The following is a 12,184-nucleotide window of genomic DNA, read 5'->3' as shown; positions in this document are numbered from 1 at the left end:
TGTGCTGACCCCATCCTCCGCCTACATGCGCTGTGGCCTGTCATGGTTTTGCCATGAAGGCCGTGACAAGCCACAGCGTCTCACCAAGCTACCTCGAACCTTGGTTATTTACAGCTCCTTCGATTGCGGAGCATCACTCAGCAGCAAGTGGACCAAGAAAATACCGTTGGTGGATTCCAGCCGCATGGAGCCGCCCAGTGAATCCACCAAGGAGTCAACAATACTGAGACCTAGGCCTGTGCTTCTGATCTTGGTCCGTGATTGGTCATCGGTCTGGAACCGTTCCATGAGCCTGTCCACATCGACTGCTTCGCCCGTAGTTTTGTTGCCGAAGTCCAAATGAATTCGTCCATCTTCACTCTTGTGCAGGTCCACCCAGGCTGATTCCTCCGCATACTTGAGCCAGTTGCCAATCAGGTTCTGAATTATTCGACTCATCATGATCTGATCCGTCGTAATTTCCACACCAGTTTGAATTCTGGGCTCCACCGTGACGGACCGCGCGGTCAGAGAATCGAAGGCATTGAAGAGCTCCTGCTGAACCAATGCCGATAGGTTCACCCTGGTCAGATCCAGGCTCACGCTCTTCTCCTGTATCAGATTGAAATCCATCAGGTAATGCAGATAGTGATCCACCGATTGCAGGTTGTTGAGGATCCTGCTCAATTGCTCCTGATCAGCCGATCCCTCCTTGAGCAGCTGGGCGTATCCCCTGGCCACGGTCAGCGGGGTCTTGATGTCATGGGTTAGGTTGGTCAGCATCTGCCGGACTTGCTTGTTCTGCTCAGCCTGGGTGATCTGCAGCCGCCTGGTCTTGTTCAGAACGGCATTGATCCTATCCGCCAGAGTGCGGATGAGCCCGATATTGGACCCAGTGGTTACCAAGGCGTTAGTGTCGGCATGGTTGATGAAGTCCAGATCGTCACTGATTCGTTTGAGGTCGACAATCAGCATTATCAGGCCAATCGCCAGGGCGAGGGCGACAAGACCCAAAACAAGTGCGGCCACCTTCACGGATTCACCTCCGACGACCCTTATTCATCGTTCTTTCTTCCATCCGAATTCAGACCAGGCGAACGCCGATGCCCCAGACCGACACGATGTAGCGCTGACTGCCGGCGTATCTGTTCAGACTGGTCCGCAAGGTGCTCAGGTGCACATTGAGAGTATTCTCGGCATTGATGTATGGCTGGTTCCAAACCTGCCTGTAGAGGTCCTCCTTCTCGAAGACCCGATGTGGATGGTCCATCAGAAGCTCAAGGATGGCGAATTCCTTGCGTGCCAGTTCGACCCTGTGCCCATCAACGCTGACCGTGTGCTCCATCCGGTCCAGCTCGATCCCCTGAAAACAAATCTTGGCGTCGGATTCACCTGCTGCATCCGCATCGGCTTTCAGTGCCCCGGATTGGCGCAGCTGGACCTGGACACGAGCGCGGAGCTCGTCAATGTCGAAAGGCTTGGTCACATAATCATTGGCGCCCTGCTCCAGGAGGCTGACGGTTCTGGTCTTATCCTGAATGGCCGTGAGGATGATGACCGGCACCGACGACATATGCCGAATGGCCTTGAGGACGCTGTCCCCGGTGACTACAGGGAGCATCAGATCCAAAAGGATCAGGTCGGGTTCCTCCTGCTGAAAGCGGGCCAAGGCCTGGGCGCCCGTCGTCGCCTGGATAATCCTGTAGGTCTCGCCCAGCACATCCTTGAGCAGGGACTGGATGTCCTCCTGATCCTCCACGACCAGAATCGTCGGCATACTGTCTTCCTTTCGCAGGTCACTCTCATGTTACTGAAGCCACCTAACGAGGCCGGTCTCGCCCAAGCGGATTTATGCAATTCTTAATGATTTCTTAGCCATGCAATTAAGAAAGGCACTTTAGATTCTCTGATAGCGACATAGAGAAAGGAACCCCATGGACGATACCATTCTGGATATTAGCCATGCCAGCAAACGGTTCAGACGCTTTCAGGCACTGGACGATGTCAGCCTTTCCATAAACAAGGGCGAGGTCTACGGGCTGATCGGTGAGAACGGCGCCGGCAAAACCACTCTTATGCGTCTGATCACCGGGCTCTCCCCCATCCAGGAGGGAACCATAAGGCTGATGGGGCACACAATTGGCAAGGACAGCCGGATACTAAGCAGAATAGGCTCGATCATTGAGGCTCCGGCCGCCTTTAAAAAACTCACCGTCAGCCAGAACATGGAACTGACAGCCATCCAGCACGGGCTGACCGACGACAAGGCCATCGCTCAGACCATCGACTTCGTCGGCCTGAGCGAAAAGGCCAAGACTCGTGCCGGTCACCTCTCTCTGGGCCAGCGTCAGCGCCTGGGGTTGGCCATGGCCATCCTCACCCGACCCGATTTCCTGATTCTGGACGAACCCATCAACGGCCTGGACCCGGGAGGAATCATGGAATTCAGAACACTCCTGGACAGGCTCAACAAGGAGCGCCGGACGACCATCCTCATCTCCAGTCACATTCTGAGCGAACTCTACCTGGTCTCCTCCCGGTTCGGGTTCATCAGCCACGGTCGCCTGATCAAGGAAGTAAACAAGGATGAACTGGACCGGATCAATCAAAATGGACTGTTGATAGACGTGGACCAGAGCTCCAGGGCCGCTATGATCCTGGATCGCCGGGGAATCGGCCCCTTCCAAGTCCTTGACGACCATCAGATTCTGATCAGGCAGGAGAACCTGGAGCCGGGCCCCATCAACAGACTTCTGGTTCAGGAAGGCATCCTGGTCAATCAAATCAGCCAGCAGAAGGGATCGTTGGAGGAATATTTCACAGATCTGCTCAACAAGGATTCTCAAGAGTCGAGGAAACAACAATGATTAACCAGATCAGGGCCGACTTTTACAGGCAGCGGAGATCCATCGGCATGCTGATTCTGCTCATTGCCACTATGGCACTCGGCATAGTGACCACATGGCGCAAAACCCCTATGGGACCCACCATCGGGGGCGAAGAACTGTTGGCAATCGGACGCCCAGGTTGGACAGTCAGAACAGGCCTGCAATCGGGTGTCGCCTCCGCCTCGTCTCTAATGTACTTTTACATCGCGGTCTTCGTCATCGTCATTGGCGCAGAATACAGCCAGCACACTCTGAAGAACACGCTGACATCGGGCATCTCGCGCATACAGTTCATCCTCGGCAAGTATGTGACCATCCTGACTGACATCATCCTCCTAACCCTGTGCTACTTCATCACCATCCTGATCACCGGACTGGCCCTAGGAAGGAAACCGGGTGTAGGCTGGGGCATCCTATGCAAGGATGTGGCCGTCATGACCCTATCGGTCAGCTTCTGCATCTCCGTCATCATCAGCCTAGGCATTATCCTCTTGATCCTTACCAAATCCCTGGTCATCCCAGCGGTGGTGATCGTGATATGGCCCATGCTTATCTCCCTTGTGGAGTATGCCTTTAAATTGAACTGGCTGAAATACTTCGACTTCGACGGGTTCGGCGAACAGATCGCCCTGAACACTCTGAAGGCTGATCAGGCCTGGATCTATGCCGGAGTATCCGCAGGCGTGGTCCTGGTGGCCATCTTCGGATCGGCTCTGATCATATCCAAGCAGGAGATCTAAGCCAGGTCAAGCCTATACCCGGCCCGGCTCCTGATCGCTGACGGCCTGCACGGCCATATGGGCAAAGGCCCTGACAGAGGCATCCAGGGGTAATCTTCCTTGGCGTAGTCGCGTTCTGATGGAATCCAATAGAGACCTGCATGCCGCCCAGCTGCCGGGCGGCTTCGGCCTTCAGTCGGCGTTCCATGGGCCCTGTGCCTGCTATGGTCAGACGGATCCTGCGTCTGTTCCTGCACAAGGCCAGGGCGCGGATCAGGGTCAGATGGTCCTTTTCCCGGGCCAGCCTGCCAGAAGCCACGACTGGAATCAGCTGGACAGGCTCAACAAGGAGCGCCGGACGACCATCCTCATCTCCAGTCACATTCTGAGCGAACTCTACCTGGTCTCCTCCCGGTTCGGGTTCATCAGCCACGGTCGCCTGATCAAGGAAGTAAACAAGGATGAACTGTTGATAGACGTGGACCAGAGCTCCAGGGCCGCCATGATCCTGGATCGCCGGGGAATCGGCCCCTTCCAAGTCCTTGACGACCATCAGATTCTGATCAGGCAGGAGAACCTGGAGCCGGGCCCCATCAACAGACTTCTGGTTCAGGAAGGCATCCTGGTCAATCAAATCAGCCAGCAGAAAGAATCGTTGGAGGAATATTCCCGAATCTGCTGAACAAAAACCCTCAAGAGCATAGGAGGAAACAATGATTAACCAGATCAGGGCCGACTTTTACAGGCAGCGACGTTCCATCGGCATGCTGATTCTGCTCATTGCCACTATGGCACTCGGCATAGTGACCACATGGCGCAAAAGCACTATGGGAATCACCACCGGAGGCGAAGAATACGCTCATAAACTGTCGGAAATCGAAGGGCAAAGCTGGACCATTAAGACAGGCCTGCAAGCAGGTGTCGCCTCCGCCTCGTCTCTAATCTACTTTTACATCGCGGTCTTCGTCATTGTCATTGGTGCGGAATACAGCCAGCACACTCTGAAGAACACGCTGACATCGGGCATCTCGCGCATACAGTTCATCCTGGGCAAGTATGTGACCATCCTGACTGACATCATCCTTTTGACCCTGTGCTACTTCGTCGCTATTCTGCTGACCGGACTGGCCCTAGGAAGGAAACCTGGAGCCGGTTGGGGCATCCTATGCAAGGATGTGGCCGTCATGACCCTATTGGTCAGCTTCTGCATCTCCGTCATCATCAGCCTGGGCATTATTCTCTTGATCCTTACCAAATCCCTGGTCATCCCAGCGGTGGTGATCGTGATATGGCCCATGCTGATCGGCCTCGTGGAGTTGACTGCGAAATGGCAATGGCTGAAATACCTCGACTTCGTCGGGTTCGGCGAACAGATCATCCTTAACACTCTGAAGGCTGATCAGGCCTGGATCTATGCCGGAGTATCCGCAGGCGTGGTTCTGGTGGCCATCTTCGGATCGGCTCTGATCATATCCAAGCAGGAGATTTAAGCCAGGTCAGGCCTATACCCGGCCCGGCTCCTGATCGCTGACGGCCTGCACGGCCATATGGGCAAAGGCGCTGACGGAGGCGTCCAGTAAGTAATGTTCCTTGGTATGTTCGGCATAGCGACTGGACCAGACTGAAAGGGCATGAGGATGGTCTACCCACCAGTCGATTTGCGAAGCTAGCGCCTGAGCCTTGCCGACCGGGAAGAGCGAATGCTGCGTCAAGGCGAAATGACCGGCGGCGCTCAGGCTGGATCGGGCGATAACCGGGACTGCGCCGCAGGCCATCCCCTCCAGGACGCTGACCGATTCCAAATCCGCTATTGATGGGTGAACCAGCAGGTCGGCCTGCCTGAGCAGATCGGGCATGGTCGCGTTCTGATGGAATCCAATAGAGACCTGCATGCCGTCCAGTTGCCGGGCGGCTTCTGCCTTCAGTCGGCGCTCCATGGGTCCTGTGCCAGCTATGGTCAGACGGATCCTGCGTCTGTTCCTGCACAGGGCCAAGGCACGGATCAAAGTCAGATGGTCCTTTTCCCGGGCCAGCCTGCCAGAGGCCACAACCTGGATCAGCCGACCGGATCGCTGCCGTTCGTATCGGTCCCGCTCATATCGGTCACCAGGGTTGAACCTGGGCTGGTACCCATTGGATATGACGTGCAGGCAGGCCTTGTACCCATGCGAGCGCAGCAGGTCGGCCGTCAGCTGGGTGGGAACGTGGATGTGCCTGACATGGTCGTAGAGCCAGAACCGAAACAGCCTGTAAATGGCCGCGTCCACCCCGGGCAGGTAGCGCAATGGGCCAGAGGAATAGGTGATGTTCTCAGGCTGAATGTGAAAGCCGGCGGTCACCGGTATGCCCATGGATCTAGCTTGGGACAGGGCGGCGCGACCGAAGGCGAAAGGTTCGTAAATATGAACCAGATCCACACCGGCAAAGGCTCTTCGGAAGAGATCCGGATCAGCACGAGCGAAGCTCATCTGCTGCCTGGCCGCCACTGCGGAGACCAAAGGAATGCGATGCACCCGTGCCGGATAGTCGGTCGACCCCACCCCCACCAGACGGACCCGGTGCCCCAGCGCCTCCAGACCCTGGGCGTATTGGATGGCGGAATTGGAGGTCCCGTTGCCCCTGTTGCCAAAGGAGTCCAGGACCAGGGCCAGCGTCAGGCGATTATGATCCTTCATCAGCGTTCCCTTCGCTGTTCATCATTAGCAGCCTTGGGCCGGACCAAGACAGGGCGACGACCCGATTGCACCCACTAATTGCAGTCACTATTAGTAGGAGAAGGCCGGGACGGCCGCCCCACGATAGTAGCGGTTGATGGCATCAGCCACATATCGGCTGTGATAGGCGGAGACAAGGGCTTTGTATGCGGGGTCGTTTTTGTCGGCCTGCCTGGCCACGATGATGTTGACATAGGGGTGATTGGCTGGTGATTTCAGATCACCAGGCACCTGATAGATGGCATCCTGAATCTTCATACCGGCATCCAGGATGAAATTGGTGTTGGTGATGCCGGCTGCATAGTCGGGCAGGACCTTGACGATTCCCGGTGGATCGACCTGGTCCAGGACCAGCCCGCGCGGGTTGTCGACAATGTCTTCAGGAACCGGCGTGGTGGCCTTGGGGTCTCGCAGACCGATCAGCCCGGCGCTGGCAAGCACCTTCAGGGACCGGCCCAGGTCGATGGGATCGCTGGGAATGGCCAGCCGCTCACCATGCCCTATCTGGTCGACGCTCCGGTATTTCTTTGAGTAAAGGTTGAGCGGTGAAATGTAGGTGTCGCCGATGGCGGCAAACCGATACCCGTGCTGCTTGGACTCCTGCTCCAGAAAGGCATAGTGCTGGAAGGCGTTCAGGTCGATCTCCCCGTTGGCCAGCGCCTGATTGGCGTAACGCCCGTATTGGAAGGACCGAAGCTTGATTTTTATGCCTGCCCGGCGCTGGTCCAGTTCGTGCTGAACTGCCTTCCAGATTTCCTCATCAGCATCACCCACCAGGCCGATGCTGATCTCCCGCTGGCCACGTTCGGGCTGGTTGACCTTGACATAGGCCACGCCCATCAGGACGGCGACCACCAGGATGACGACCGAGACAGCCGCCAGCTCTCGCTTGGCCCTGGTTCTTCTGGTGCTCATATCCGTCCTCCTTCATTGCTGGAACCTATCGCATCAGGAAACCTTGAAAGCCGGCAGGCAGGCGCCCTTGTAGACACGGACGATGGTATCGGCCACGGGCTTGGAATGGTAGGCGCGCACCACCGCGGCATAGGTGGGGTTATCCCGCTGATCCTTGGTGGTGACGATGATGTTGATGTAAGGCTTGTTGGCCGGGTTCTGCAGATCGTAGGGAACCTCATGGATGGCATCGTGCACGCTGCGACCTGCGTCAACCACGAAGTTGGCATTGGTGACCCCTCCCGCATAGTCGGGCAGCAGGTTGAGGATGCCGGCCGGATCCACCTGCTCGATATGCAGATGCCGGGGGTTATCCACTACATCCTCGGGCAGCGGATTGGTGGCCTTGGGGTCGCGCAGCCCGATCAGCTTGGCATCGGCCAGGACCTTCAAGGCCCGGCCCATATTGGTGGCGTTGTTGGGGATGGCCACCCGGTCGCCGTCCTGGAACTGCGAGGGCTTGGCATAGCGCTGTGAATAGAGGTTCATGGGCGAGATGTATGTATTGCCAAGCACGGCCAGCTGGTAGTGGTGGGTCTTTACATCGTCCTCCAGGTAGGCGTAGTGCTGGGCGGCATTGAAGTCCACCTCGCGGTTGGCCGTGGCCTGATTGACGTAGATTGCGTCCTGGAATGGTTTGAGCTCAATCCTGATGTTTTCGCCCCGCCTATCCAGCTCCGCCTGGACAGCCTTCCAGATCTGATCGTCCGAACTGCCGATGACGCCGACCCTGACGACCTTGACATCGGCACCTACCTGGTTCAAACGGACATCGGTACCTACCACCAGCGTCAGCAGGAGGACGATGACCAGGCTGAGCGCCGCCAGCTGGACCTTGGCTCTGTTCTTTTTGCCAACGCGACTACGACCGACCACGATAATCTGACCTTTCCCGGATTGCTCAGTGTTCGACGACCTCGGCCAGAAGCCGGCCGAACAGTTCGATCAGGGCGATGAAGATGACCAGCACAATGATGGTGGCGATGGTCACGTCGTTCATGGACCGCTGGTAGCCCAGACGGATGGCGAAATCACCCAGGCCACCGCCGCCAACGATGCCCACTGTGGCGGTCTCGCCCACAAGGCTGACGATGGTGATGGTGGTCACCCGGATGATTGAGGGGATGCCCTCACGCAGGTAGACGTGCCAGATGATCTGCCAGGTGGTCATGCCCATGGACTCCGCCGCCTCGACATACCCGGGGTCCAGACCGGCAAGGGCCGACTCGATCTGCCGGGAGAAGAAGGGGGTGATGCCTACAACCAGCGGGAAAATCGCCCCCTTGGGCCCGATGGCCGTACCCATGAGCATCCTGGTCACCGGCACCAGGGCCGCCGCCAGAATGATGAAGGGGATGGAGCGGAAGAGGTCGATCAGTTTGTCCAGGATGGTGAAGACCAGGCCGTTGTGACGGATGCCGTCACGTCGGCTGATGATCAGCCCCACCCCGATGATCAGAGCGAACAGGAAGGAGATCACCCCGGAGACACCGACCATGACCAGGGTCTGAACCATGCTGCTGAAGAACTCCGGCAGTCGGCTCATGACGTTGGGGAACCAGGTGGTAAGCAGGGACGTCATGACTTGAGAACCTCGATTCCGATGTTGCGCGAGCGCAGGTATTCCATGGCCTGACGGATGTTTTCGGGGTCGCCGCCCATCCTGACCACAAGTCCGCCCAGGGGTGCCCCCTCCACAACATCGATGTCACCGAAGATGATGTTGACATCCAGATTGTAGCGACGGCTGATGGTGGAGACCAGGGCCTCGGAGACCTCCTTGGATACATAGGACATGCGCATGAGAATCTGCCCGGGTTCAAGGGCCACCAGAGGCGAATCGGCGGCCATCAGATCCCTGACCTTGTCCAGGTTGGAGGTGGTGGCCACGAAGGATTTGGTCAGCCGGGCCTTGGGGTCCGCAAAGACGTCGAAGACCCTGCCCTGCTCCACGATGACGCCCTTATCGATGACCGCCACGCGGTTGCAGATCTGCCTGATGACCGACATCTCGTGGGTGATCATGACCACGGTGATGCCCAGCTGGTCATGCAGATCACGCAGCAGTTGAAGAATGGAGCGCGTGGTGGTCGGATCCAGTGCGCTGGTGGCCTCGTCGCTGAGCAGGATATCCGGCTCGTTGGCCAGGGCTCGGGCGATGGCCACCCGCTGCTGTTGGCCGCCGGAGAGCTCAGCGGGATAATGATCGGCCAGCTCGGTCAGTCCCACCAATTCCAGAAGCTCGGACACCCGGGCCCGTCGAGATGCACGGTCGCGGCCGCTCCCCCGCAGAGGAAGGCCAACATTGTCAGCCACCGTCCTGGAGGGCATCAGGTTGAAGTGCTGGAAGATCATACCCGTACGACGTCTCAAGTCCCTCAACTCGGCCGGGGCCAGATCCTTGACCTCGCGGCCGCGGACCTTGACGCTGCCCGAATCATAATCCTCCAGCCCGTTGATGCAGCGGACCAAGGTGGACTTGCCCGCTCCGCTCAGGCCAATAATGCCAAAAATATCCCCGGTCTCGACGGTCAGATCAATGTCGGCCAGGGCCGTCTTATCTTCGTCGTCGTCGCTGTGATAGGTCTTGGTCAGGTGCTCCATCCGCACCGCCGGTGTCCGCTCGCTCACGTTCCCGCCTTCCCTGGTCGACTGCCTGACATGGTAATCGTCCCGGCGGCCAGCGGACAAGCAAGCCTCTATAGGTGTCGGTTATAGGCATGTATCGATGACCCATCTTCTTGGTCGACGGGTCGGTGGCAGAATATGGGTATGAGCGCATCCGGTCAGCAACGGATTATCAACATCATCAATCCAGGGGAGCGACCGTTCGGCTCTCCTCTGGGGCCAAGACCCACACGAGTCCTTCTCCTAGGCGCCGGCGAACTTGGACGCGAGATCACCATCAGCCTGATGCGGCTGGGTGCCTGGGTGGGTGCGGCGGACTCATATTCCGGCGCGCCGGCCACCCAGGTGGCCCATGCCGGCTACCAGGTGAAGATGAGTGACCCACAGGCTCTTGAGGAGCTGATCGACAAGGTCCATCCCGATTTGATCGTGCCCGAGGTGGAGGCCATTGCCACCGACCGCCTGGTCGGTGCCGCGACCCGGGGCATCCAGGTGGTGCCTGCCGCCCCCCTGGCGGCCATGTGCATGGACCGCAGGGCCCTACGAGTCTTCGCCCACGAGCAGGTGGGCCTGCCCACCACCCCCTACCGATTCGCCGACTCTCCCGAAGAGCTGGCCAGCGCGGCGAATCAGGTGGGCTACCCATGCATGGTCAAACCACTGATGAGCTCCTCCGGCCACGGACAGACCTTGGTACGCAGTAAAGAGGGCTTGTTACAAGCCTGGAATTCGGCACTGACCCAGGGCCGTGCAGCCACCAAGCACCAAGGTAAGGCCGAGGTCATTGTGGAGGCCCTGGCCCCCCTGTCCCATGAGCTGACCGTACTGACCGTGGCTTCCTCTGCGGGCGTGGCCACCTGCACGCCCATCGGCCAGCGGCAGGAGGACGGGGACTACCGGCTCTCCTGGCAACCGGCGGAGCTCAATCCCGACATCCTGCAGCAGGCCCGGAACATGGCCACCCGGCTGGTCCAGGCCATGACCTCCCTGGCCCACCAGAGTGGCGAGACCGGTTGGGGTATTTACGGAGTGGAGATCTTCGTCCTGCGCGACGGCTCACTGCTCTTCAACGAAGTGGCCCCGCGCCCCCATGACACCGGCATGGTGACCATGATCTCCCAACGGCTGACTGAGTTCGACCTTCACGCCCGAGCCATCCTGGGCATTCCCGTCCATCAAGAGGATCTGGCCCTGAGCCTGCCGGAGGGCACATGCGCGGTCAGCCGTCCCATCCTGGTCAAGGGCCAAGGACCGGTCAGTTTCCAGGGTTTGCCGCAGGCCCTGGACCACCCAGGCACTGATCTGCGTATCTTCTCCAAGCCCGAAGTGCATGGTCAGCGTCGCATGGGCGTAGTCCTGGCCCTGGGTCCTGACCTGCAGACCGCCACCGGGCGTGCCGAAGCCGTGGCCAGCGATCTGAAACCCCGGGTGGGCGCGGGGATGTAACCCCGGCTTGCTATGGTGGTCGTGTCCCAAGCAGTGCAGAAGTTTCCAATTCGCAACAAACTCGAGGAAGGCGAACAGTGGAAAAGTTGGGAATGCGCTATCAAGGCAAAGCCAAGAAACTGTACGAGACGGATGACCCGGACATACTCTGGGTTGAGTACACTGACCAGGCCACCGCGGGGAACGGGGCCAAGAAGGCCAATATCGAAGGCAAGGCCAGACTGAACAACAGGATCACCACGGTGATATTCTCCCTGCTGGCCCGCCGGGGCATCCCCAGCCACTTCGTACGCAGCATCTCGGACACCGAACAGCTCAACCGCCGGCTGGACATGTTCCCCCTGGAGATCGTCATGCGCAACCGGGCTGCAGGCTCTTTCGCCAAGCGATACGGGGTTGCGGAAGGCACCACCCTGAGGCAGCCGGTGCTGGAGTTCTTCTACAAGTCCGATCCTCTGGATGATCCGTTTATCAACCGGGACGACATTCTGGCCCTGGGACTGGCCACTGAGCAGGATCTGGACATCATCGCCGCTAAGACCCGGGAGATCAACGGGGCACTGACCGGCATCTTCCGCGCCATCAACGTGGAGCTGGTGGATTTCAAGATCGAAATGGGCAAGACCGGATCGGGCATCATCCTGCTTGGTGACGAGATCACCCCCGACACCTGCCGGCTCTGGGCGATTGGCAACAATAATGACGGCCATGTCACCCACCTGGACAAGGATATCTTCCGCAGGGATCTGGGCAGCATCATTCCGGCCTATCAAACCATTCTGGACGGGCTTACCGAATTGGAGGAGCGCGAAAGCCAATCGAACAGCTGAATCGGTCGACCCGGAAGCGAGCATAT

Annotated in this window: 13 protein-coding genes; 5 read left to right on the top strand and 8 right to left on the bottom strand. The window is 58.5% G+C overall.

Translation table 11 applies throughout. From position 1 onward, the window contains the following. Positions 1-108 precede the first annotated feature (108 nt). Positions 109-1,014, bottom strand: a complete 906-nt coding sequence (locus tag H3T89_RS00640) for a sensor histidine kinase (RefSeq protein WP_198215911.1) — start codon at positions 1,012-1,014, stop codon at positions 109-111. Positions 1,015-1,063: 49 nt separating this feature from the next. Further along, positions 1,064-1,756: a response regulator transcription factor gene (locus tag H3T89_RS00635; protein WP_015022157.1), complete on the bottom strand. Its 693-nt coding sequence runs from the start codon at positions 1,754-1,756 to the stop codon at positions 1,064-1,066. A gap of 157 nt (positions 1,757-1,913) precedes the next feature. On the opposite strand from H3T89_RS00635, the gene H3T89_RS00630 reads away from it, so the two are divergent. Both H3T89_RS00630 and H3T89_RS00625 read left to right on the top strand, forming a co-directional pair. Beyond that, positions 1,914-2,846 carry an ABC transporter ATP-binding protein gene (locus tag H3T89_RS00630; RefSeq protein WP_198215910.1) on the top strand — a complete coding sequence of 311 codons (933 nt, stop codon included), beginning with the start codon at positions 1,914-1,916 and terminating at the stop codon, positions 2,844-2,846. Next, on the top strand, positions 2,843-3,607 hold the full coding sequence (locus H3T89_RS00625; RefSeq protein ID WP_015022159.1) for an ABC transporter permease: 765 nt from the start codon (positions 2,843-2,845) through the stop codon (positions 3,605-3,607). The genes H3T89_RS00630 and H3T89_RS00625 overlap by 4 nt, the downstream gene beginning before the upstream one ends. On the opposite strand, the gene H3T89_RS09140 is transcribed toward H3T89_RS00625, so the two are convergent. Further along, positions 3,585-4,139 carry a glycosyltransferase gene (locus H3T89_RS09140; RefSeq protein ID WP_415873480.1) on the bottom strand — a complete coding sequence of 185 codons (555 nt, stop codon included), beginning with the start codon at positions 4,137-4,139 and terminating at the stop codon, positions 3,585-3,587. The genes H3T89_RS00625 and H3T89_RS09140 overlap by 23 nt on opposite strands. A gap of 160 nt (positions 4,140-4,299) precedes the next feature. Here H3T89_RS09140 and H3T89_RS00610 point away from each other — a divergent pair, with 160 nt between their 5' ends. Next, positions 4,300-5,076, top strand: a complete 777-nt coding sequence (locus H3T89_RS00610) for an ABC transporter permease (RefSeq protein ID WP_198215907.1) — start codon at positions 4,300-4,302, stop codon at positions 5,074-5,076. A gap of 12 nt (positions 5,077-5,088) precedes the next feature. Here the strand turns inward: H3T89_RS00610 and H3T89_RS00605 are convergent, their stop codons facing one another. The 5 genes from H3T89_RS00605 to H3T89_RS00585 all read right to left on the bottom strand — a co-directional run bounded on the left by H3T89_RS00605 (position 5,089) and on the right by H3T89_RS00585 (position 9,885). Then, the gene (locus H3T89_RS00605; RefSeq protein ID WP_198215906.1) at positions 5,089-6,261 is read right to left on the bottom strand and encodes a glycosyltransferase; all 1,173 of its coding nucleotides are present in this window, start codon (positions 6,259-6,261) and stop codon (positions 5,089-5,091) included. Positions 6,262-6,351: 90 nt separating this feature from the next. After that, positions 6,352-7,215, bottom strand: a complete 864-nt coding sequence (locus tag H3T89_RS00600; RefSeq protein ID WP_015022162.1) for a MetQ/NlpA family ABC transporter substrate-binding protein — start codon at positions 7,213-7,215, stop codon at positions 6,352-6,354. A 33-nt stretch (positions 7,216-7,248) separates the two neighbouring features. Beyond that, the gene (locus H3T89_RS00595) at positions 7,249-8,130 is read right to left on the bottom strand and encodes a MetQ/NlpA family ABC transporter substrate-binding protein (protein ID WP_198215905.1); all 882 of its coding nucleotides are present in this window, start codon (positions 8,128-8,130) and stop codon (positions 7,249-7,251) included. Between the two features lie 25 nt (positions 8,131-8,155). Beyond that, the gene (locus H3T89_RS00590) at positions 8,156-8,836 is read right to left on the bottom strand and encodes a methionine ABC transporter permease (protein WP_015022164.1); all 681 of its coding nucleotides are present in this window, start codon (positions 8,834-8,836) and stop codon (positions 8,156-8,158) included. After that, positions 8,833-9,885, bottom strand: coding sequence for a methionine ABC transporter ATP-binding protein (locus H3T89_RS00585; RefSeq protein ID WP_198203419.1), 1,053 nt, complete (start codon positions 9,883-9,885; stop codon positions 8,833-8,835). The genes H3T89_RS00590 and H3T89_RS00585 overlap by 4 nt, the downstream gene beginning before the upstream one ends. A 135-nt stretch (positions 9,886-10,020) precedes the next feature. Here H3T89_RS00585 and purT point away from each other — a divergent pair, with 135 nt between their 5' ends. Both purT and purC read left to right on the top strand, forming a co-directional pair. Next, positions 10,021-11,328 (top strand): formate-dependent phosphoribosylglycinamide formyltransferase, encoded by a 1,308-nt coding sequence (gene purT / locus H3T89_RS00580; protein WP_015022166.1) that lies wholly within the window; start codon positions 10,021-10,023, stop codon positions 11,326-11,328. A 77-nt stretch (positions 11,329-11,405) separates the two neighbouring features. Next, positions 11,406-12,158 (top strand): phosphoribosylaminoimidazolesuccinocarboxamide synthase, encoded by a 753-nt coding sequence (gene purC / locus H3T89_RS00575; protein WP_015022167.1) that lies wholly within the window; start codon positions 11,406-11,408, stop codon positions 12,156-12,158. Positions 12,159-12,184 lie beyond the last annotated feature (26 nt).

Origin of the sequence: Bifidobacterium sp. W8114 (assembly GCF_016101165.1) — a bacterium.
Taxonomy (GTDB): Bacteria; Actinomycetota; Actinomycetes; order Actinomycetales; family Bifidobacteriaceae; genus Bombiscardovia; species Bombiscardovia asteroides.
The sequence above is the reverse complement of the archived record's forward strand: the minus strand, read 5'-3'. Positions and strand labels throughout refer to the sequence as shown.

Coding starts and splice junctions, on each gene's coding strand:
- H3T89_RS00635 (WP_015022157.1), bottom strand. CDS start 1,756: ATGCCGACGATTCTGGTCGTGGAGGATCAGGAGGACATCCAGTCCCTG.
- H3T89_RS00630 (WP_198215910.1), top strand. CDS start 1,914: ATGGACGATACCATTCTGGATATTAGCCATGCCAGCAAACGGTTCAGA.
- H3T89_RS00625 (WP_015022159.1), top strand. CDS start 2,843: ATGATTAACCAGATCAGGGCCGACTTTTACAGGCAGCGGAGATCCATC.
- H3T89_RS09140 (WP_415873480.1), bottom strand. CDS start 4,139: ATGGTCGTCAAGGACTTGGAAGGGGCCGATTCCCCGGCGATCCAGGAT.
- H3T89_RS00610 (WP_198215907.1), top strand. CDS start 4,300: ATGATTAACCAGATCAGGGCCGACTTTTACAGGCAGCGACGTTCCATC.
- H3T89_RS00605 (WP_198215906.1), bottom strand. CDS start 6,261: ATGAAGGATCATAATCGCCTGACGCTGGCCCTGGTCCTGGACTCCTTT.
- H3T89_RS00600 (WP_015022162.1), bottom strand. CDS start 7,215: ATGAGCACCAGAAGAACCAGGGCCAAGCGAGAGCTGGCGGCTGTCTCG.
- H3T89_RS00590 (WP_015022164.1), bottom strand. CDS start 8,836: ATGACGTCCCTGCTTACCACCTGGTTCCCCAACGTCATGAGCCGACTG.
- purT (WP_015022166.1), top strand. CDS start 10,021: ATGGGTATGAGCGCATCCGGTCAGCAACGGATTATCAACATCATCAAT.